The organism is Chitinophaga chungangae, from assembly GCF_017742215.1.
Classification (GTDB): Bacteria; Bacteroidota; Bacteroidia; order Chitinophagales; family Chitinophagaceae; genus Chitinophaga; species Chitinophaga chungangae.
In genome coordinates this window covers 158,783-181,286 of the sequence record NZ_JAGHKP010000004.1, presented here as the reverse complement: position 1 = coordinate 181,286, position 22,504 = coordinate 158,783, and the positions used below count along the sequence as shown (strand labels likewise).

Annotated in this window: 16 protein-coding genes; 5 read left to right on the top strand and 11 right to left on the bottom strand. The window is 54.8% G+C overall.

Annotated elements, in window-relative coordinates; genetic code table 11:
• Positions 1 to 41 precede the first annotated feature (41 nt).
• The gene (locus J7I43_RS20475) at positions 42 to 1,616 is read left to right on the top strand and encodes a YifB family Mg chelatase-like AAA ATPase (protein ID WP_209147727.1); all 1,575 of its coding nucleotides are present in this window, start codon (positions 42 to 44) and stop codon (positions 1,614 to 1,616) included.
• Positions 1,617 to 1,630: 14 nt separating this feature from the next.
• On the opposite strand, the gene J7I43_RS20470 is transcribed toward J7I43_RS20475, so the two are convergent.
• A complete protein-coding gene (locus tag J7I43_RS20470; protein WP_209147726.1) occupies positions 1,631 to 3,769 on the bottom strand; it encodes an elongation factor G in 2,139 nt (712 codons plus the stop codon).
• A gap of 216 nt (positions 3,770 to 3,985) precedes the next feature.
• On the opposite strand from J7I43_RS20470, the gene J7I43_RS20465 reads away from it, so the two are divergent.
• From J7I43_RS20465 to J7I43_RS20455, 3 genes are all read left to right on the top strand, one after another.
• Entirely contained in the window at positions 3,986 to 5,788 is a 1,803-nt protein-coding gene (locus tag J7I43_RS20465; protein ID WP_209147725.1) for an ABC transporter ATP-binding protein, read from the top strand.
• 111 nt (positions 5,789 to 5,899) lie between these two features.
• On the top strand, positions 5,900 to 6,367 hold the full coding sequence (locus tag J7I43_RS20460) for a DUF983 domain-containing protein (RefSeq protein ID WP_209147724.1): 468 nt from the start codon (positions 5,900 to 5,902) through the stop codon (positions 6,365 to 6,367).
• Between the two features lie 393 nt (positions 6,368 to 6,760).
• Entirely contained in the window at positions 6,761 to 7,963 is a 1,203-nt protein-coding gene (locus J7I43_RS20455; protein ID WP_209147723.1) for a hypothetical protein, read from the top strand.
• 81 nt (positions 7,964 to 8,044) lie between these two features.
• Here J7I43_RS20455 and J7I43_RS20450 read toward each other — a convergent pair whose 3' ends face one another.
• From J7I43_RS20450 to J7I43_RS20405, 10 genes are all read right to left on the bottom strand, one after another.
• Positions 8,045 to 8,620, bottom strand: a complete 576-nt coding sequence (locus J7I43_RS20450; protein ID WP_209147722.1) for a hypothetical protein — start codon at positions 8,618 to 8,620, stop codon at positions 8,045 to 8,047.
• A 12-nt stretch (positions 8,621 to 8,632) separates the two neighbouring features.
• Complete coding sequence (locus tag J7I43_RS20445; protein ID WP_209147721.1) at positions 8,633 to 10,978, bottom strand: TonB-dependent receptor; 2,346 nt, start codon at positions 10,976 to 10,978, stop codon at positions 8,633 to 8,635.
• Positions 10,979 to 11,054: 76 nt separating this feature from the next.
• Positions 11,055 to 11,396: a hypothetical protein gene (locus tag J7I43_RS20440; protein ID WP_209147720.1), complete on the bottom strand. Its 342-nt coding sequence runs from the start codon at positions 11,394 to 11,396 to the stop codon at positions 11,055 to 11,057.
• Positions 11,397 to 11,481: 85 nt separating this feature from the next.
• Positions 11,482 to 13,059 carry a DUF1501 domain-containing protein gene (locus J7I43_RS20435; RefSeq protein WP_209147719.1) on the bottom strand — a complete coding sequence of 526 codons (1,578 nt, stop codon included), beginning with the start codon at positions 13,057 to 13,059 and terminating at the stop codon, positions 11,482 to 11,484.
• 74 nt (positions 13,060 to 13,133) lie between these two features.
• A complete protein-coding gene (locus tag J7I43_RS20430; RefSeq protein ID WP_209147718.1) occupies positions 13,134 to 14,777 on the bottom strand; it encodes a DUF1800 domain-containing protein in 1,644 nt (547 codons plus the stop codon).
• 300 nt (positions 14,778 to 15,077) lie between these two features.
• On the bottom strand, positions 15,078 to 16,256 hold the full coding sequence (locus J7I43_RS20425; RefSeq protein ID WP_209147717.1) for a thiolase family protein: 1,179 nt from the start codon (positions 16,254 to 16,256) through the stop codon (positions 15,078 to 15,080).
• 44 nt (positions 16,257 to 16,300) lie between these two features.
• On the bottom strand, positions 16,301 to 17,152 hold the full coding sequence (locus J7I43_RS20420) for a DUF4249 domain-containing protein (RefSeq protein WP_209147716.1): 852 nt from the start codon (positions 17,150 to 17,152) through the stop codon (positions 16,301 to 16,303).
• 2 nt (positions 17,153 to 17,154) lie between these two features.
• Positions 17,155 to 19,800 (bottom strand): TonB-dependent receptor, encoded by a 2,646-nt coding sequence (locus J7I43_RS20415; RefSeq protein ID WP_209147715.1) that lies wholly within the window; start codon positions 19,798 to 19,800, stop codon positions 17,155 to 17,157.
• Positions 19,801 to 19,834: 34 nt separating this feature from the next.
• On the bottom strand, positions 19,835 to 20,809 hold the full coding sequence (locus tag J7I43_RS20410; RefSeq protein ID WP_209147714.1) for a FecR domain-containing protein: 975 nt from the start codon (positions 20,807 to 20,809) through the stop codon (positions 19,835 to 19,837).
• A 63-nt stretch (positions 20,810 to 20,872) separates the two neighbouring features.
• On the bottom strand, positions 20,873 to 21,382 hold the full coding sequence (locus J7I43_RS20405) for an RNA polymerase sigma-70 factor (RefSeq protein WP_209147713.1): 510 nt from the start codon (positions 21,380 to 21,382) through the stop codon (positions 20,873 to 20,875).
• 60 nt (positions 21,383 to 21,442) lie between these two features.
• Here J7I43_RS20405 and J7I43_RS20400 point away from each other — a divergent pair, with 60 nt between their 5' ends.
• Positions 21,443 to 22,501: a quinone-dependent dihydroorotate dehydrogenase gene (locus J7I43_RS20400; protein ID WP_236023444.1), complete on the top strand. Its 1,059-nt coding sequence runs from the start codon at positions 21,443 to 21,445 to the stop codon at positions 22,499 to 22,501.
• Positions 22,502 to 22,504 lie beyond the last annotated feature (3 nt).

Genomic DNA, 22,504 nt, shown 5'->3' with positions numbered 1-22,504 from the left:
AAAATCCTTATCTTCGGAAAGTAACAACCATTGTTTGTCCCATGCTCGTCAAGATCTTCGGCAGCGCCATACACGGCGTGGAAGCCATTACCATTACCATTGAAGTGAACGTTGGCCAGGGTACGCGTTTTTGCCTGGTGGGCCTGCCGGATAATGCCGTCAAGGAAAGCGAATTCCGCATCGAAACGGTGATCAAGAACATCGGATATAAAATGCCGCGCCTGCGAACGGTGGTGAACATGGCGCCTGCGGGCATCCGCAAGGCGGGCTCGGCGTACGACCTGCCGATCGCGCTGGGCATTGTGGCTGCGTCGAAACAGGTAATATTCACCCGCAACCCGGAGCATTACGTCATCATGGGCGAGCTTTCGCTGGACGGGGCTTTGCGGCCTATCCGCGGCATTCTGCCGATGGCGATGCAGGCGAAGAAGGAAGGTTACCGCGGCATCATCCTCCCGGCGCAAAACGCGCGGGAGGCGGCGATCGTGGAGGGGCTGGAAGTATTTTCGATGCAGCATATCAACGAGGTGCTGGCGTTCTTGAAAGGGGAAGAAAAAGAATGCGAGGCGGCGAAACCATATGCAGCCAGCGTTTCCGCGGAGGTTGATTTTTCGGAGATAAGCGGGCAGGGAACGGTGAAACGGGCGATGGAGATCGCCGCGGCGGGCGGGCACAACATTATCCTGATCGGGCCGCCGGGATCAGGGAAAACGATGATCGCGCAAAGGGTGCCGACGATATTGCCGCCACTGAGCCTGCAGGAAGCGCTGGAAACGACGCGGATACATTCCGTTGCGGGCAAGCTGGCGGAAGATGCGGGCATTATTTCCGCGAGGCCGTTCCGCTCCCCGCATCATACCATCAGTGACGTGGCGATGGCTGGGGGCGGGCCTGTTCCGCAGCCCGGGGAGATCTCCCTCGCGCAAAACGGCGTGCTGTTCCTCGACGAGCTGCCCGAATACAAACGTTCCGTGCTGGAAGTGCTGCGCCAGCCCATGGAAGAACGAAAAATAACGATCTCGCGCACACGAAGTTCTGCCGAATTTCCCGCGTCGTTTATGCTCGTGGCTGCTATGAACCCGTGCCCCTGTGGCTATTTTAATCATCCAGACAAACCATGTAGCTGTCCGCCGGGCATGGTGCAGAAATATCTAAACCGCGTTTCCGGCCCGCTGCTGGACCGGATCGATCTGCATATAGAAGTAACGCCGGTGAGCCCTGCTTCGCTGGCAAGCACGGTAAGATCCGAAACCAGCGACAACATCCGCGAAAGGGTGATGCTGGCGCGCGGCAGGCAACTGGCGAGGTTTTTCGACACAGATAATCAGCCGCGCTCCCCCGACGGCAAAGCCCGCCCTACGGCGCATATCTATTGCAACGCGCAGATGACCGCCAAACAACTTCATCATTATTGCCGGCTGCCGCCCAACGCAAGGGAACTGTTATCGCAGGCGATGAAAAAGCTGCAGCTTTCCGCGCGCGCATACGAACGGATCATCAAAGTGAGCCGCACGATCGCGGACCTGGAAGGCTCAGAGCACATCACCCCGCACCACATCGCGGAAGCTATTCAATACCGCACGCTGGACAGGGATAGTTGGGGGAGGCATTATTGAGTTTTGCGTTTAGTTTAATGCGCCCCGTTCTGCTGCTCCACCTTCTTGTAATCTTCGCTGAGTTTTTTCTGCACGTCGGCCGGAACGGGCGCGTATTCGGCGAATACGGCTTTTACTTTGGCTTTGCCCTGGGTCACGTTGCGGAGCGCGGCGTAGAGTTTGTCCAGTTCGGCCTGCGGCGTACGCGCTTTGATCACCTGGCTGACATTGCCGCTGTCCATCCCCGTGATCACGCTGCGATGCGTTTGCAGCTCGCTCATGATATCGCCCATCATTACGTCCGGCGCGGTGGCTTCGAGGTCGAACACCGGCTCCAGCAGCTGCGGCGCCGCCTGGTGGAAGGCTTCGCGGAAAGCCATCATGCCGGCTATTTTGAAGGAAATATCGTTGCTGTCTACCGGGTGCATTTTGCCGTCGTACACGCTCACGCGCACGTCGCGCACATACGACCCGGTGAGCGGGCCTTCCTGCATTTTTTCCATCACGCCTTTGAGGATAGATGGCAGGAAACGCGCGTCTATCGCGCCGCCTACGATGCAGTTGTTAAACACCAGCTTGCCGCCCCAGTTCAGCGCGATCTCTTCGGTTTCGCGCACCGGCCATTCTTTGCTGGGAGGCATGCCTTCGTACCAGGGCTCTATTTTGATGTATACCTCGCCGAACTGTCCCGCGCCGCCGGATTGTTTTTTGTGGCGGTAACTCGCCATCGCCGGTTTCTGGATGGTTTCGCGGTACGGAATGCGGGCGGACAGGTATTCCACCTGCATATTGTAGATATTTTCCAGGCGCCATTTGGTGACGGCGAGGTGCAAGTCGCCCTGGCCATGGAGGATCACCTGTTTCAACTCGCGGTTGTATTCGATCTCCAGCGTGGGGTCTTCGGTATGAATTTCCGCGAGCACTTCGCCGAGCTTTTCGTCGTCGCCTTTGTTTTTGGCAACGATCGCTACCCGCACTTTGGGCGGCGGGAAATGGATCGGCTCGATCTGCGCCGTGAAATTCTTTTCGTTGAGCGTATGATTGGTGAAGGTATTTTTCAGTTTGAGGGTACAGCCGATGTCGCCGGAGCGCAGGCGGTCCACCGGGTGCCGGTTTTTTCCGTCTGTGATGAACAGCTGGTTGAGCCGTTCGGTCGTGTTGCCTTTTTCGTTGTAAAGCTCCTGGCCGGCTTTTACTTCGCCGCTCAGCACTTTAAAAAAGGACAGCTTGCCGATATGCGGTTCCAGCAGGGTTTTGAAAACGAAAAGACAGGTAGGGCCAGCCGGGTCGCAGGCCACTTCCTTGCCGTCTTCAGACAGTTCGGGCGGCATTTCCACGGCGGAAGGCGCCACGTTGTCGATAAAACCCATCAGGCGGCCGCTGCCCATATTGTTTTTGGCACAAAGGCAAAAAACGGGGAACACCTGGTGTTTCATCATCCCGATCTGGATGCCCTGGCGCAGCTCGTCTTCGTCGAGACTGCCTTTTTCAAAGAACAGTTCCATCAGCGCGTCGTCGTTTTCAGCGGCCTTTTCCACGAGAATGTTGTGCAGGTTGTCAGCCTGCTCACGCTCCTCCTCCGGTATGGGGAGTTTTTCGGGTTTGCCGCCGCCCGCGGGGAAACGGTACATGGTCATTTTCAACAGGTCGATCATAGCGTTGAAACCCGGTCCTTGGTTCACCGGGTACTGCATTACGGTTACGGCATTGCCTAAAAAATTCCTGGCCTGGTCCAGCACCAGGTTGTAATTGGCGTTTTCGTGATCGAGATGATTGATGGCGAGAATAGTGGGTTTGTTGTAACGGTCTACATAATCCCAGATCAGCTCCGTACCTACCTCCACGCCGTTATAGGCGTGCAGCAGCAATACCGCGGTGTCGCATACGCGGATGGACGAAACCACTTCGCCGGCGAAATCTTCCAGCCCCGGGGTATCTACAATGTTGATCTTGTAATCCCGCCATTCCGTGTGCAGGCTGGTGGCGTAAACGGAATTGCCCCGTTCGTGCTCCACCTCGTGATAGTCAGACACCGTGTTCCGTTCTTCCACGGAACCGCGCTTACTGATAATGCCGGCCTCGAACAGCATGTCCTCGGCCAGCGTTGTTTTGCCGCTCTTGGCAGCGCCAATGAGCACGACATTTTTAATGTGTTTTTCATCATACATTTTCATACGGCAGGAGTTTTTGCGGTGATGACGGGCGCCGGGTCGGGTAACGTATGCCGTTCGGGGAATAGTATCAGTTTTCAGGCTCAGAACATGCTGGTGGATTAGCTTCCGGCTCGTTCTATTAAATTACGCAATTTTTAGGGTAAATACCGTGATAAGTCCAGTTTAAAATTGATGTTCCAACACCGTTACAGCCCCTTTTTCCACTAACTTTGCCCCATGAAATTGCTGATCCAATACCTCAAGAACTATAAATGGCTCATCGCGCTGGCATTGCTGCTGGCCACCGTCAACCAGGTGTTTTCGCTGCTGGACCCGATGATCTTCGGGATGATCGTGGACAGGTTCGCCGATCACCCCGCTTCTTTTACCAATCCCAGAAAAGAACCCGTCCTGTTCCGCAGCGAAAACCAGTACCTCATAGGCGTGGTGCTGCTCCTGCTGGCTTCCATCGGCGTGGCTATGGTAAGCCGTATCGCCAAAGCGTTCCAGGATTATTTCGTAAGCGCCATTACGCAAAAATTGGGCGCACAGATGTATACGGACGGGCTGCGCCATTCCATGCGTTTGCCTTACCAGGAATTTGAAGATCAACGCTCCGGCGAAACCCTGGCGATCCTGCAAAAGGTGCGCCTGGATAGTGAAAAGTTCATTTCCGCATTCATCAACATCCTGTTCACGTCCCTCATCGGCGTGGTGTTCGTGATGATCTTCGCTTTCCGGGTTCACTGGAGCCTCGTGTTCGTGTATTTCGGCGGCAGCGCCATTCTCGGCTGGCTCATGAACGTACTGAGCAAAAAGATCAAAACCATCCAGAAAAGCATTGTGAAAGAAACGACCGTACTGGCGGGCGCTACCACGGAATCTCTCAGGAATATCGAACTGGTGAAGAGCCTCGGCCTTACCAACCAGGAGATCCGGCGCCTCAATACCAATACGATGAAAATACTGCTGCTGGAACTGAAGAAAGTACGCAGCGTGCGAAGCATCGCGTTCGTACAGGGCACATTTGTGAACCTGCTGCGCTCCAGCATCCTGTTCCTGCTGTTGTGGCTGGTATATGGAAACATTGCTTCGGTAGGACAGCTGGTCGCCCTGCAGCTGTATTCCTTTTTCCTGTTCGGGCCGTTACAGGAACTGGGCAACATCATCCTCGCCTACCGCGAAGCGCAGGTATCGCTCAGCAACTTCGAGCGCATCCTGCAAACACCGGTGGAAGAAACCCCGGCCAATCCTCCCCGGTTGTCCACCATCCAGGAACTGACCTTCAGCCACGTAGGTTTCAGACATCTCACTGCCATGGGCAAAGCGCTGGAGGATATTAACTTCTCTATCAAAACCGGGGAAACTATTGCCTTCGTAGGCCCTTCCGGCAGCGGCAAAACCACGCTGGTGAAACTTTTGGTGGGATTGTACAAACCCGGCGAAGGGGATATCCTGTACAACGGCCTCAGCTCTTCCGCCATCGACATCGAAGAGCTGCGCCACCAGATCGGTTTCGTAACGCAGGACACGCAGCTGTTTTCCGGCACCATCCGCGAAAATCTCGCTTTTGTGAACCCGAAGGCAACGGAAGCGGACATGATGACTGCGTTGAACCGCGCGTCTGCCTACAGCCTGCTGGCAAGGGCGGAAAAAGGCCTCGACACCGTGATCGGCGAAGGCGGCATCAAGATCTCCGGCGGCGAAAAACAACGCCTGTCCATCGCCCGCGCACTGCTGCGCCAGCCGCGCCTGCTGGTGTTCGACGAAGCCACATCCGCGCTCGATTCCATCACCGAAGAAGAGATCACGCAAACCGTGCGGCAGGTAACCGCCAGCAAAGAGCACATCACCGTGATGATCGCTCACAGGCTGAGCACCATCATGCACGCAGACCGCATTTACGTGCTCGAAAAAGGTCGCATCGTGGAAACGGGCTCGCATTATTCGCTGCTCGACGAAAAAGGGCTGTATTACGCCATGTGGCGCCAGCAGATCGGGGAAAGAAAAACCACCGAAAGCGCGCAACCGATCGCATAACAACACATTCAATACCCGGAACGGGGCTGCCGCGGCGGCCCCGTTTTTATTTCCGGCATGCCATGATAACGTCATTGACCGGCCCGGGGGAAATCGTACCTTTGCAAAATCATGAAGAAAAAAAGACCGAATTTTTTCCTGAGCATCCTGAAAATGAAATGCCCGCATTGCCGGAGAGGCGATATGTTCCGTAGCAAAAACCCTTTCCACTGGCGGCTTTCAAAGATACTGGACATGCACGAGCATTGCCCCGTGTGCGATCAGAAATACGAACTGGAAACCGGTTTCTGGTTCGGTACCGGTTACGTCAGCTATGCGCTGGGGGTGGCTTTGTCCGTATTCACCCTGATCTTGTACTGGGCGATCTTCGGCATGTCTTTCTGGGACGACAGCATACTCTGGTGGCTGGGATTCAACGGAATCATTCTTTTGGTAGCGCAGCCGTGGCTGATGCGGATCTCCCGCGTGGTATACCTCTATTTCTTCGTGTACTACGACGAAGACACGGCTGGCCTGCCGGATGCAGATCATAAGCATGGTGAACACTCCCGTCCGCACCCGGCAGGGCATTCACATTAAAAGTCGCTAAAGATATTTTTCAGGAAGGGCCGTAAAAACGGCCCTTTTTGCTTTTCATCCAAAATCTGAGCAGTATGTCAGATCATCTTTAGTGCGTTTTAATATGTTCGAAACCGGCTCCCCGGTTAACAGTTCATCAACTAACAAATATATCTTATCCCGCCCACTCTTTTGTTGCTTTTTTATACGAACGGCAGCAGCCCGCTTTTCCGTCCAATCCCTTTATCATATAAACGGCAAGCGGTATCCGCGAATTTGATTTGGTAAGCCTTATTGACTGCATACCATGCCTGAACCTCCCTGCCAGCGGCTAAAAAAACCGGTTTTATTATTTGCAACCTAGATGCATTTATTTAGATTTGCAACTTTGTTGCACATTTTTAAAACACCTTTATGAAAAGAATCCTGACGATTGCGACGCTGGCGATGGTACTGCTGGCGGCATGTAAGAAAAACGACCATCCCGCGGAGCCTGAAAAGCCCGAAGCGGAATACCTGCGGCTGGTGATCTCCGATGCGGATAAGGCGCAGATCACCGTACTGGAGCCTGTTTCGAAGAAAACGACGGTTTATCCCGTACAGTCCGCGCAGCCCACGCTGTACGCCACCAGCACCGGGCAATTCGCCGCCATCATCAGCCGCGCGGCGAACGTGGTGGAATTTTTCAACACCGGCATCGAAGCGCATGGCGGGCATTTGCATGTGCATCCGCCGGAAATGTCGCCTGTGCAGTTTACACAGCCCGGCCCCACTCACTTTTTTGCGCACGAAGGGCTTAACACTATCTTCAACGATGGTGCGGGCAGCCTGAGCATTTTTAAAGACAGCGACCTGGAAAGCGGCGAAGGCAGGGTATTGCCCGTTGCCGATCCGCATCACGGCGCGATGGTGATCTACGACGATCATACCATCGCCGTAACGCAGAAAGACGGTTCCGCCAGCGGCACGCTTCCCGAAAAAGTAAAGATCATCGACCGTTACGGCGCCACGCTGCACGAAGCCACGATCGTTACCAAAGGCATACATGGCGACGCCGGCAACGGCAAGCTGGCGGCTTTCGGCAGCCAGGACGGTATTTTGATCGTGAATCAAAATGGCGCGCAATCGCTGGTGCAATACCCGGCGGATTTCGGAGCGAACTGGTTCGGCACTATCCTCGGCCGCAAAGGCCTGCCGCATTTTTTCGGGTACACTGCCGCGCTGGGCCTGTACAAGATCGATCCGGCGAATTCGCAGATCACGCCGGTGCTGAAAAACGATCAGCAGGATATCCTGCAATATGTGTTGGACACGCAGGGAAAATATTTGTACGTGCTGCTGAAAAGCGGTCAGCTGAAAGTGTTTGACGCGGTAACGGCGCAACTGAAAACGGAAGGAAAAGTAACCGCCGCCATCCGCGACGGCGCAGCGGCCGAAGCCATTCCATCCTTTGCCGTGTCGCAAAAGGTGGTGTACGTAACCGATCCTGCAACGGGTGCGGTGAAAATGTTCAATGTTTCCAGTCTGAAAGAAAACGGCAGCGTGAGCATTGGCGGCAGACCGTTCAAGTTATTGGTAGTGGGCGATCAGCAAGGGTTAGCGGTAGACAATCATTGATCCTGAAAAGAAACGGCGTGACCGTTTAAAAAAAGAGAGCGCAACAATTGCGCTCTCTCTACTTTGCATATACCGTTCCCGTTATTTGATCTCGATCGGAAATTCCGCGCTTGCATCCGTACTGCCGGGGCCGTAAGTGCCGTTCTTCGTACCGGGCTGATGCCTTACCACCATGCGGAGGAAACCGGTGAAAGCATTTTTTGTAGCCACGGAAACTTCCAGGCCTACCGGCAGATTGTTCGCATCCTTATCCAGCGGGATAACGGTAGCGGCAGTAGCCACAGAATCCGTTACCGGCGCGTTGGCATTTACGAAAAACAGGTGGAACAAACGGTGCTCGTCCGATTCTTCTTCAATTTCTTCCGTCACATTATCGGGCGGATTTTTTGTTTCGTCGAGCACTTCGGTGGTGAGCGTGTAAGTGGTGTTGGCTTTCAGGTTGATCTTGTCGATCACGGGCGCGGTACCGCCGGAACCATCAAGATCTTTCCAGCTGGCGGTTACTTTTTCCGCCGGTACGGCCGCATTCGTAAAAGTGAGTTTTACGGTGGTGACCTCTTCGTTTTCGTTCTCGGTCGGCGTATCGTTCTTTTCTTTTTTGCAGGCGGCAAAAAACAGTGTAGCGGCAGCTGCGCTTAATGCAAAATATTTCTTCATGGTCTTGTTCTTTTAGGATGCTTTTTTGCCGAATTGCAGCGGCAGTTTAAGTTTAAGGTAAACGTTGGTGCCCGGCTCGTCCGCGAAGTAGCGGAAGAAGTTCAGGTAATCGCGGTAACGCGTGTTAAAAATGTTGGTGGCGCCGAGAATGACAGACAGCGGCTGTTTGCCGAGCCGCAGCGTGCTTCCGGCTTCCAGCCCTACCAGGTTGTAAGCGTTTGGCGGCGCCATCAGGTCCTGCCCGCGGGGATCGTTTTTGTTCTCCAGGTTGGCGGGTATCCGTGTTTGTTTCAACACGTTGCTCAGGTTTATGGAAATATAATTGTCCTTCATCCGGGCGGTGTTGCCGGGGAAAAAGCTCAGTTCGTGTTCGAAGCGGTCTGCCGGCATGCTGATGAGCCAGTCCTGCTCCGATTCGTTGTAAGCCCGCAGGATAGAGGCTTTCGTGGTGAGCTGCCATTTGGGAAGGAACTGCCAGCGAAGCTGTGCGTCCATGCCTTTCATGTTTACGTCTGACTGGCGGTAGTAGGTGAACGGAAACGCGCCGCGGATCGTTACCACGATGCTGTCTGTCGGTTGCAGGTAAATAAAGTTCCGGATGTGATTGTAATAGAAGTTCACATCCGCCTCCAGCTTGTCTGACAGGTCGTAATGAAAAGCTGCGTTGAATTTGGAAGCGGTTTCCCCTTTCAGGAACGCATCGCCCTGTTCGATCACCGCAGCGCCATGGTGAAGGCCGGAAGCGTACAGTTCGTTCACCGCTGCGGGGCGCCATGCGCGCGCGGCGTTCAGCGATACGTGAAAATGATCGGTGATGCGGTATTGCCCGCCTATGGAACCTGAAAAGCTGGAATAACTTTGTTCGGGATAATTGATGTCTCCCGTGTTATCGCCCAGGTTGAAATATTCCTTGTTGTCGTAGCGCACGCCGCCTTCGAGCAGCCATTTCGAATCGCTGCTTTCCCATTTCTCCGTCCAGAACGCACCGTATTGCAGGCTTTCGTAGTTGGGGATGAACAGCCTCCGTTTGTAGCTGTTCTCCTGGTACATGTAACTCACGCCCACCGTGCCACGCAAACCTTTCCAGCTGTTGTGGTCCCAAACCAGGTCGCCCGTCCAGGTGGTGAGGTTGAGGTTCATCTGGTTCACGGACAATGCGGAGTTGCGGTCGAGCTCATCGCGGTAGTTGAACTGCCGCGCGAAAGTGAGATTGAGCTTTCCGGCATTCCCGGTGTTCACATAACCTTTCACTTTAAACAGCTCGTGCTCCACATGCTGGTATGGCCTTTCGATATCGTAGCTGAATCCTTCCGTGTATTCGGGCAAAGGCCGCTGCTGGGCGATCAGCTGCTCCAGGTCGGTACGGTTGCCGATATGCGAGCCTTCGAACACGCCGAGATTGGTATTGAACTGGCTGTAGAACAACTCCACGCCGTACTTCGGTTTTTTCCAGCCGGCGGCGGCGGAGAAATTAAATTCTTCCACGCCGGTATTGTCCAGCCAGTAACCGGGCGTGCGGGTGTTGCCGCCTTTTCGCACGGTTCCCTGCAATCGCCAGCTGAGACCGGGCACCGCGGGCACCTGTTGTTCCACGATCGCGGAAAGCGCGCCGAGGCGGTTGTTGGAAAATCCCGCCATGTTGATCTCTCCCGCAAGGCCGGGTTGCACAGGCAAAGCCTTCGGCTCTACCAGTACCACGCCGCCGATAGCGTCGCCGCCGTAACGCAAGGCATTGGCGCCTTTTATTACGACCATTTTACTGGCGAGGAAAGGATCTACTTCCGGCGCATGCTCCGAGCCCCACTGCTGGCCTTCCTGCCGGATGCCGTTGTTGAGGATCAGCACGCGGTTGCTGTGCAGCCCGTTGATCACGGGTTTGGAAATGTTGGGCCCCGTGGTCATGGAAGTAACGCCGTTTACTTTTTTCAGCGCTTCCCCGAGGGTAAGACCGCGCGTTTGGTCCAGGGCATGACCGCTGAGCGATTCCACCTGGGCGGTGGTCACTTCTTTGGCGGCATGGCCGGTTACGGCCACTTCCTGCAGCTGTGTTACGCTATGCGGCAACGTAATGTTCCGCCGTTCGTCTCCGCTTACCTGCCAGCTTATTTCCAGCGGCAAACAGCCGATGTGGCTGATGCGCAGGGTGTAAAAGCCGGGGCAAAGCCCGTCTATGGCGTACGTTCCGTTGTCTGCGCTTTTTACGGAAAGACCGGTTTCTTTTACGATGATCGTAGCGCCGGCAAGCGCTTGTTTTGTCTGACTGTCCGTTACCGTTCCGCCCAGGCGGATGGTACATTGTGCGCCGGCCGTGCCTGCCAGTAACAGCAGCACGCCCACAAGCGCGAGTATCCTTCTCATCTTGTATAAATCAAAGCGTCTCCGGCAGTAGTTCCGCTACCGCCGTAAAATAATAACTGAAAAAAGGGAGGGTCCGCTAACAGGCATGCGGAGGCGCACGCAGCGAAAAGAAGTAGGCAGGGGAAGAAAAAATATAAGCAGGCAAGCCCTGAACGGGGTCTGCATAGGAGATCGCGGTAGCGGGAAGATGCACTTCGTGTGCGGGAAGATAAGCGTCTACCACCCAGTTCAGCCATTCGCAGTGGCGGTGCTCCTGAGAAAAACCGGGGCCGTCGGGAGCGCTGCAGGACGCGGAAACGGGCTGGTCCACCGTATCCTCATGCCCGGTAAAATGGTGCACATAATCCCTTGGCGTAATGTATAAACAAAACACGCCCAGCAGAATAATCGCTCCTATGGAATGGATCAGCTTCTTCACTTTACCGGATATACCGGCAAAGATAAGAAAAAGAGGACGAATGCAACGCTGTTGCATGAAAGAATACACCAGCGGTAACGAAGCGTTAACGTACTTTCAGCATGGTACGCACCTGCTGCACAGCGCCGTTCTGCAGGCGAACGTAATACACGCCGGCCGGCAATTCGGTTTCATAATCGATGGTGTAATTGCCCGCCACATGCACCCTGTCTGCCAGGGTAGCCATCAGTCGGCCCATGGTGTCGAACACCTGCACCATGGTATGCCCGCCGCGGGATTTGTAGGAGATGACGGTTTTCCGCTGGAAAGGATTGGGATAGTTGGTCACCAGCACATCGTCGTCGTTCACATTGGGCACGCCAGTTACCACGCTGCAGGCCAGGCCGTTGATGAGCGGCAGGCTCTGGTAGTTGTTCAGCATGATCTTGTTAAGGTCGGCCGGCTTTACGCAAAACCACTGTTCTAACAGCGACGCATATACGGAACGGAAATCGTATTGCATGGGAATGTTGTCGATCGCGGAAGCAGCGTCGGGCATGGTGGGCGTATTGCCCAGCACCTGCTGGTTCACGTAATCGCCGAAGATGATCATCGGGGCGGAAGCGCCGTGGTCCGTGCCCATGCTGCCGTTGGACTTGATGCGGCGGCCGAACTCGGAGAAGGTCATGCCTACCACGCGCTGCGATTTTTTCATATCGCGCAGGTCTTCGGTGAACGTTCTTACGGCTTCGGAAATATTTTTCAGCAGGTTGGCGTGCGCGCCGGTAGTGGTATCGCCGCTGTTCACCTGGCTGGCATGCGTATCGAAACCGCCGATGCTCACCATGTACAGCCTGGTTTTGAGGCCGCCGCCCACCAGCCTGGCAACGATCTTCAGCTGTTCGCCGAGATAGTTGTTGGCAGGGTAAGTGCGCTGGTTGGTTACTTTGGAAGCCGCTTCTTTTATCGAATCCGCAAATCGGTTCGTCTGTTTTTGGATGAGGCGGATGTATTTCAGTTCTTTGCCCGCGCGGGTATTCGGCACATCCTGTTCGCGCCCTTCGATGAGGTCGTAAAAATCGGTTGCGCTGGTTACCGCCATGCCCATGTTGCCGCCGTTGCCCACAAATGCGGGCGATACGATGGAACCGATCTGGATCGCCAGCGGGTCGGGCATTTCAGGGTTCGGATAAGCGTCCGGGTAACCGGGATATTCGGTATCGAGATAACGGCCGCCCCAGCCCGTTTCCAGCACCGTGTTGGCGTCTGAGCCCGTCAGCCAGATGTCTGTGGCGCGGAAGTGCGAGAAGTTCGGCGAAGGATAACCTACGCTGTGAACGATGCTCACGTGGCCTTCGTCGTACATGTCGCGCAGGCCGGTCATGGCCGGGTGAAGACCGGTTTTCGTCTGCCCGGAGAGCTTCAGCACGTTGCCGGTAGGGATAGCGATGTTGGTGCGCGCGGCCTGGTATTTGTCGTACTGGTCCAGCGGGATCACCATGTTGAGGCCGTCGTTGCCGCCGTTCAGCTGGATCATTACCAGCACATGATCGTTGTCTGTGGCAGTGGATTCCAAAGCGGCAAGCAAAGGTGACGCGCCGAAAGCCTTCACGGCGAAGCCGTTGATGAAAGACGGCAGTATGGCGGCCGGCGCGGTATATTTGAGGAAATCTCTTCTTTTCATCCGTGCATATTTTTTAAGGGCCGGATGGAACCTCACGGTTCCGCTCGGTTTCATAAATAGGTTTTCAACATTGATCAGGCTAAGTGGTATTCAGACAGGTTCATGATGGAGTGGTAAAGGTCTTTGAGCATGCTCACCACCAGCCCGCGTGCCATCGCGTCTGCCGGGGCGGCTTTGTATGCGTTCCATGCCGTCGTCCAGTAATAATCCTGTTGCTGCCCTTTCAGCAGGATGTTGTTTTTCAGGTAGGTTTTCATCGCGTCTGAAATGCCCATGCGGTACAGGATGCTGAGCGCGTCGTTGATCAGCGCCACGGGATCGGAAGGATCGGGCATTTGTTCGGTGAACACCAGCGGATCGATCTGCAAAGTGGCGCCGCCGGAAGAATACCCGGTGGTGATCAGCCTGTCGGCCATCGCCGTGCGTTTGGGCAAAGTATCGGTATTGATCCACAGCTCATGGAACTGCGGGGCGAGATAATATGCGTCCCACCCGGATACGCCCGGGGGATCGCCGATGTTCTGCTGCTGCGAGGCCGCCGCGGTCTGCAATGCGCGCCATTGCGGGTATGCCTGTGCATAATTCGCGGCGGGCGCGAACTGTACGCCGAACTCCCTGCAAAGGCCCACCGTGAAGTCCACCGGGCTTTTTATCAGGCAGCTCATGTTCAGCGGGTCGTAAAAGTGCTCGCTTTTGAGCAGCGCGTTGAGCAGCGGCCTGATCTCGTAGTTATTGTTGCGGAAAATGTCCGCCAGCGGCGTGATCACGTTTTCTTCGGCGTTCGTGTCTATTTCATAGTAGATGAAGAATTGGTAAAACTTGCGGCAGATGAACTTGGCCACTTCATGCTGCTGGAAAATGATGCCCAGCATATCGTCCAGCTCGGTGGTGCCCATTTCCCCCGTTTTCCCGGTGATCACTTTGTTGGAGAACCAGGAGGAGAATTGTTTATTGGTAATGTCGTGTTTGGTAGCGTCGAAGTAAGAAGAGATGTTCACCTTGTCTACTTTGTAACCGGTGAGCACATGCGCGGCGGCCCTTACGTCTTCTTCCTGGTAAAGGGAATCGGGGCCTTTGCCGCAGGTGAACAGTTCGAGCAGCTCGCGCGCGTAGTTTTCGTCGGCCGCTGTTTTTTCGTTGAGATAACCGTTGAGATACACCAGCATGCCCGGGTCGAGCGTCACTTCTTTGGCGAGCGTTTTGAAATTGCCGAGGGCATGGCTGCGCAGCATCGCGTTGTGTTTGTACATAAAACGCGCATCGCCGATGGTTTGCGTTTCGGTAGCGAAGTGATTATGCCAGAAAAGCACGAGTTTTTCGTGCATGGTCCTTTCCTGGTTGAGCATCACGCCGGTCCACCATGCTTTATAGGAACCCCGGCGTTCGTCGTTGAGGTCTTCGTCTCCTTCAGGGGCCAGTACCCAAGGCGCACCGGGCGCAACGCCGGTTGAATCGGCGCCGTAGTTGTTCACCGGCGGGGCGGGCGTGTTGGCGTTCGGCTGCAATAAAGCATCCACGGCCTGATCGAGCGTCATGGCCTCGAAATGTTTTACGTCAGCGGGCGCCGCGCCAAACATGCATCGTTTCAGCAAATGCACCACCTGCGCTCTGCCCCATTCGCCTGTATAAGGACTAAGTCCTGAAAAGGTCCTGGAAGCTTTGACTTTCACCGTTTTTTTGCGGGAAGGGGCTAGTGTTAAGAAGTCTCTACGGTCCATCTTGGATACGGTTATTAGACGATTCAAAGAAAAAGAAATGGTTTTTGCTGTTGCCGCCTGTCTTTGTCAGTTATACAGATTCATTCATTTTCATAGCGATCATGTCTAGGCATAGTCAGGCAATAGCGGTTTTCCGGAAAGCAAATTAGCAAAAACTTTAATTCAATCATATTATTTTATATGAAATAACATCTTAAATATTTTTGACAGGTGAACCGCGCGCCGGCCTGTCAGCAAAAAAGCCTGGTACAGGAATACTGCGCCAGGCTTTCGTATTGATCCTCCGGAGGATATGCGTTCTTACGCCAGGTTTTCGATAATTCCCGCAATACCCTGCCCGCCGCCTACGCAGGCGGAAACGATGCCGTATTTCTTTTTCAGGCGCTGCATTTCGTGCATCAGCTGGATGGTGAGCTTCGCGCCGGTGCAGCCCAGCGGGTGGCCGAGAGCGATCGCCCCGCCGTTGATGTTCACGATGTCCGGATTGAGGCCCAGCTCGCGGATCACGGCGATGGACTGCGATGCAAAAGCTTCGTTCAGCTCCACCAGGTCGATGTCCTGCAGGGTTTTACCGGCCTGCGCCAATACCTTGGGAATGGCGGCCACCGGCCCGATGCCCATGATGCGCGGATGCACGCCCGCGGAAGTGCAGGCGATCAGCCGGGCAAGGGGTTTGAGGCCCAGCTCGTTCACCATCTTTTCACCCATTACCACCACGAAAGCCGCCCCGTCGCTGGTTTGGGAAGAATTGCCTGCCGTTACGGAGCCGCCCGCGGCAAACACGGGCTTCAGCTTCGCCAGCGCTTCGATGGAAGTGTCGGCGCGGGGACCTTCGTCTGTATCCACGGTGAAAGTGCGCGTCTGTTTTTTCCCTTTTTCGTTGAGATATACGTCTTCAACGGAAATAGGCAATATGCCGGGCTTAAAATACCCGTTCTTGATGGCGTTGATGGCTTTGTGATGCGATTTGAGGGAGAACTCGTCCTGCTCTTCACGGCTGACGTTGAACTCTTTGGCTACCGCTTCGGCGGTGAGGCCCATGCTGAGGTAATAATCCGGGTTAGTGGTGGCCACGCTGTAGGCGGGCACTGTTTTCCAGCCTGCGGTAGGCACCAGGCTCATGCTTTCCGTTCCGCCCGCAATAATGCATTCCGCCTGCCCGGTCCTGATCTTGGCCGTGGCAATGGCGATGGTTTCCAGGCCGGAAGCGCAGTAGCGGTTCACGGTCACGCCCGGCACTTCAATGCCCAAAGCCCTCACGGAGATCATCCTGCCGATCTGGAGGCCCTGTTCCGCTTCGGGAACGGCGTTCCCCACTATCAGGTCGTCCACTCTTTTCGGGTCCAGCTGCGGAACGGATTTCATTAAACCGGTGATCACGTCTACCGCCAGATCATCCGGCCGGTAAAAACGGAAACCGCCTCTTTTGGATTTCGTAACCGCCGTTCTGAATCCTGCTACTATATATGCGTCTTGCATGGCTAATCCTTTTTGGTGTTAATCAAATTTACGGAATTTGGTCCTTATTTGACGGTCACCTCCAAACGCGCCGCATTTACCCCGCCTAATATGCCGTAACCCTTTACCACATTGGTATACACCTTGCTCGGGTCTATCAGTATATTGCCTTCGTTGAGTGTCTGCACCTCCAAAGTTTTAAGATACAGCCAGCTGTTGCTGGTCAGCCCTGTTACTTCCAGCAGCAGGATGTCGTCTTTGATGTTCACGTCTTTCGTTTGCATCACGATGGTGAGCTCCCGCCCGTCGAAACGGTCGTCTGCAATGAGGGTGGATTCGAGATAATTTTCCGTAAGCATGTCCGTAAAACTGTTATTGTACGACGGATCGAAGCGGTACAGCCTGCGTTCCACCGGCGTAGTTTCGCCGTTCCCGTTCTTTGCGCCTTTGAACAGCCTGAAACGATAATAGTCCGCTCCCGGAATATCTTTCATCACGAACTTCACGCGGTTGCCGCCCGCCTGCGCGAAAGGCTCCGCGAGCAAAGGCTTCCGGGGCAGCGTGTCTCTCGCGGTAACCGTGTCCAGCCCCGCGGCGGATACGCTGATATTGTATTCCACACCGGGTTTCGCGGGTTTCGCGGACACAAAATATCCTTTCCCGCCGATCACCTGCCACTGCAACGGAAGTATTTCCGCGCCCGCCTTCAGCTCCACCCGCGCACTGCGCACCTCGGGAAACTCGCTGCCGCCGGGCGGTTGCGAGCGCGTAACGCGGAGGTACACCACGCTGTCTGGCTGAATAAAACCATTCACCACCAGCTTGTCTCCTTCATAAGGAATGTCCAGCTCCACGGTCCTTTCACAGGCCGAAAAGATCAGGCAAAAAATAATGCCGTACCACCTGGTCGTTTTCATAATTAAAACCGGATTGCATAAGAAACACTGGGCAGGACGGGTAAAATGCTCGTCATCGTCAGCTCCCGCTTTTGTGTGTTCTCATTGCGTTTATAATAATAAAAGAATGGGTTCTTCTGGTTGTATACGTTGTACAGGCTGATGTTCAAAATGAACGTGAGCGCGCCTCTCGTTTTGGTGTGCGTGGCCCCGATGTCCAGCCGGTGCACTTCCTGCATGCGCAGCGTATTGCGGTCCTGCACGAGGTCTACCTGCGAAGGATTGCCCGTGGTGGGCGGCAGGTGCGGCGAAGGATCGGTGATCTGCTCGTAACTGCCTGTGGGCAACGTTAGCGGCATGCCGGTGGAATACTGCCATTGCCCGGACAATTCCCAGCGTTTGCCCAAACGTTGCGTGAGCACTACCTCCACTTCATGCCGGCGGTCGTATTTGTAAGGAAAGATGCGGCCGTTGTTGACGTTCGGGAACGAGCGCTGCGACCATGCCAGCGTATACCCGAGCCATCCGCGGAAGTTGCCCTGTTTTTTCTGCAGGAACAGTTCCGCGCCGTAACTCCAGCCGCGGCCGTGGATCACTTGGCTTTCCCAGCTGCTGGTGGCGGAATTGAAGTTGTCCAGGTTTTCCACATATTCGATCACGTTCTGCATGGATTTGTAATATCCTTCGGCGGAAAATTCATATTTGCCGTCGTTGGTGGTTTTGGCAAGACCGAGGGCCACCTGCGTGGAATACATCGGCGGCACTTTGTCCGTTGCGGCTACCCAGAGGTCCGTTGGCAGGAAGGTCGCGTTGTTGGTGAGCAGGTGGATGTATTGCGTCATCTTCGAAAAAGAAAGTTTCAGCGCCCATCTTCTCGGCAGGATGTAACGGAAGCCCAGCCTGGGTTGTACCGAAAGATAAAAACGCCCGTTCACCAGGAACCCCGACGTATGCACGCCGAGATTCAAATGCACGGAATCCCGGATCTTCCAGTCGTCTTCCGCGTACAGCGACATTTCCACCCCTTTCGAGATCATGTTGTTGTACGACGTGTCTGTGAGCTGCTGATCGTCAGACACGCTGTTGAATTTTGTAACGCCCGGTTCGAAGATGTGCCAGATGGCCTGCCCGCCGAATTTCACGGCATGGCGCGGATTGGGTTTGTAATCAAAATCCATTTTTGCGGCGGCGTTCTGCACCCTGGACAAATATTTGCCGGACATGTTGTCTGATTCGCGGATGGCGGGCGTATCCAGCGCGAGATGTTTGTAGGTGTAATCGGTAATAAAATGGAATTGCGAATAATTGACCGTTACGTTGGAAAAAAGCCTTGGGTTGAAAATATGGTTCCATCGCAGCGAATAGGCCTGGTTTCCCCATCCGAGGCGGTATTGCATCTGTTCGTGATATTTTTTGGCGGCGCCGTTGATGCTGTCGAACTGCATGTCGCGGTTGAGCCGCATATTGTCTTCCCCGCCGTAGGCGCTGAGATACAGCCGGTCTTTGGGTGAAAAGATGTGATTGACCTTGATATTGGCGTCGTAGAAATATGCGAAAAAATCGCCGTTCTCGCCGAGCTTCAACTCGCGTTTCGTGAGGTCGGAAAGAATGAGGTCTGCATACGTGCGGCGCGCGGTGAGGATAAAAGAGGTTTTGCCTTTGAAGACCGGCCCTTCCACCATCATGCGCGACGCGATCAGCCCGATGGCTACTTCGCCGTGGTATTTATACATGTCTCCGTCTTTCATCGAAATGTCCACCACGGAAGAAAGCCTTCCGCCGTAACGCGCCGGGAATGCGCCTTTGTAGAGGTCTACGTTTTTGATGATATCGGGATTGAACACGGAAAAAATACCGAGCAGGTGCGTGGTGTTGTATACCGGCGTGCCGTCCAGCAAAATAAGGTTCTGATCGGGGCTCCCGCCGCGCACGTGTATGCCGCTGGTGCCTTCCATGCCGCCGCTGACGCCTGGCATGGTCTGGATGGTGCGCAGTACGTCTGCCTCGCCGAGCATACGCGGCATTTTTTTCACCTGCGATACGGATAGATTCACTTTGCTCATCTGCGTCTGTTCCTGCAGGCGTGGCAGCGTTTCCGTTACTTCCACTTCCTGCAGCGTGTTCGACGGGCCGAGCCGGATATGCAGCTGGCGGTTCTCTTTATCTTTCAGCGGGATCTGCGCGGGCACATAACCGGTGTAGGAAACGCTCAGGCTGAGTGTGTCGCGCGCGGTGGTAAGACTGTAAAACCCGAACTGGTTGGTGGTGGTGCCTACGCGGCGCGTGGGCGAATACACGGTGGCGCCGATGAGTTTTTCGCCGGTCACCGCATCTTCCACATAACCGCTGATGGTGCGGGTGACGGACTTGCTGGCCGTAAGCACCAGCTGGTCGCCGATACGCCTGAACTCGATGCCGTTTTCGGAACAAAGCAGTTCCATCACGCGGCGGAGCGGCATTTCATCCACATCGATGCTCATGCGGCGGCTCATTTTCACGATATCGGAGCTGTAGGAAAAATGGATGCCGTAATCTTTTTCGATCTTTTCGCAAATGGCGGAGAGGGGTTGGTCGTGCAGCGAAAGGGAGATCCGCGTTCGCCAGTTCCATGCAAAAACCTGGAGAGGCAGCCAGGTTAAAAGCAGTCCCAGCAGAACTTTCCTCATCATTCTAAACAAATTAACTGTTACAATATAGGTTAAATTATGGCCGCAGGGTAAACTGCCGCTCCCCGGTTTTCTCTACCGTAGTATTCGTGATAAACGCAACGGACGCCATCACATTGTCGATGGTCTCATTCTCAAAATTGGACGTGATGCCTTTGCGCAGCAGCGCGGCGTCCTGCACGTCTATCCGCACATCGTACATTGTTTCGATGGACAGTATCACATTCTTCAGCGGCACGTCCCTGAAAACGAGCTGTTTCTTTTCCAGGTCCGGGATATGTTCGGCCACGGTAAACGGCTCCTGCGTTTCGTTGCGGCGCAGCAGCATGCCTTGTGTGAGCACCACGCTTTTGTTGCCGTCCGGGTCGTTTACCTGTATCTTGCCGCTGCTGACATGCACCACGAGTTTACCGGCGGAATAGTTGACGGTAAAACGGGTGCCGAGCACTTTTATTTCGGTGCGGCCGAGCAAAATGACGAACGGCGCATCGGGATCGGGGCTTACATCGAACTCGCCTTTGCCGGTGAATGCCACGCGGCGTTCCTTTTTACCGAAACCGCTTTCCAGTTTCATTTTAGCGCCGTCGAACAGCCGCACTTTGCTGCCATCGGGCAGGGCGGCGTGCTGTGCGTTGGCGAAAACCTGCGGCTGCGGCTGTTTCCCCGGCATCAACACCCAGGTAAGGCCGAGGGCCAGCACCAGCACGGCGGCGATCTTCAGCCAAAGATAATTACGCCGCATGGGCGTTACGATGGTTTCTTCCACAGGCTGTTCATGCGCGCCGATCGAGGCTTTCAGCCTTTGCCAGCTTGCGTCCGTACTGAGGCCGGGGTACGCCGCGGCAGGAAGCGGCACTTCCAGCATCCGGCGGATGGCGGCAAGCACTTCTTCGTTGGCCGGCGTTTCTTTCCTCCATGCATCCACCCATTGCCTCGAGGCTTGGTCCGCCTCGTTCAGCAGGTATTTGCACAGGAGGGAATACAAAGCCTCATCTGGTTGCAAATTGTTCATGAACAGTTGTAAAGTTATCGTTTCGGGGAAAAGACGCCGCTGAAAGCGTTTTCCCCCTATTCTTTATAAAAAAAACAGGTTCAGGTACTCCTTCAGCTCCTTATGGAGAATTTTGAGCGCCTTACCCATTTGATTTTCAACAGTTTTAACGGAAATATTCATCACGGTCGCGATCTCGGCGTATTTCAGCTGTTCCTTTCGGCTGAGCAGGAACACTTCGCGGCAGCGGTCCGGCAACTTTTCCAGGGCGAAATGCAGCTTCTGCTCCAGTTCCCGCGCCTGAACCGACATATGCACGGCGGCGTCCTGCATCTGCCCGAAGGAATATTCCTTCTCCGAGCGCACGTTCTGCTTGCGCCACTGGCTGATGGCCGTGTTGCGGATGGCGGTAAAAAGATAAGACCTTTCAGAGCCGTTGATCAAAATGCTTTCCCGCTTCTCCCAAAGCTGGGAGAAAACAAGCTGCACTACTTCTTCCGCTTCGTACGGGTCTCCCGTGTAATGAATGGCGAAGGCAAGGCAATGCGCGTGATGCTCCCGGAAGAGCCGTTCAAATGCCTGGAGGTCCAACATATTAAATAACCGGGGCAAAATTAGGCGGCTACGGCTGATAAACCAAATAGGGAATGGTGAATGGCAATTTTATATCTTTGCGCGTACATGTACGGTTTTATAAAGAAAATACTCTTTCAGTTCCCTCCTGAAAGCATCCACCATACGGTAATGCGGGGGTTAAAGGTCGTGAACGCCCTTCCTTTCGGCAAAAATGTGCTCGACGCTTTCTGCCAGCCTAAAAACAACGGGCTGGAACGCAAGTTATGGGGACTTACTTTCGCCAATCCCGTTGGCCTGGCCGCAGGTTTCGACAAAGACGCGCGGTATATTGACGAACTGGCGCATCTCGGCTTCGGTTTCGTGGAGATCGGCACCGTTACCCCGCTGCCGCAACCGGGCAACGAGCAGCCGAGGCTGTTTCGCCTGCCGGAAGACCAGGCGCTCGTCAACCGCATGGGCTTCAACAACGAAGGCGTACGCGCGGCCGCTAAAAGACTGCAGAAACGCCGCTCCAATATCATCGTGGGCGGCAATATCGGGAAGAACAAACTGACACCCAATGAAGACGCGATCGGCGATTACGAAAAATGTTTCCACGCGCTGTTCGACGGGGTGGACTATTTCGTGGTGAACGTAAGTTCTCCCAACACGCCCGGCCTCCGCGCACTGCAGGAAAAAGAGCCGCTCAAACAGCTGCTGCATCACCTGCAAACCCTCAACTCGCAAAAGAGCAATCCCAAACCCATCCTGCTCAAAATAGCGCCCGACCTTACCAACGAACAGCTGGACGACATTATCGAGATCGTTCAGGATACGCAGCTGGCGGGCATTGTAGCCACCAACACCACCATCAGCCGCGACGGGCTCGCCACTGCGGCAGGCCAGCTGGAAAAGATCGGTGCGGGCGGACTGAGCGGGCTTCCCGTAAAACAACGCGCCACCGAAGTGATCCGTTACATTCACCAGGGCTCCGGCGGAAAAATACCCATCATCGCCGTAGGCGGCATTTTCACCGCGGCCGATGCGCAGGAAAAACTCGACGCCGGCGCTTCCCTCGTGCAGGTGTACACCGGCTTCATCTACGAAGGGCCTGCCATCGTCAAAAAGATCTGCCAGGGATTATCATCACAATCATAAATC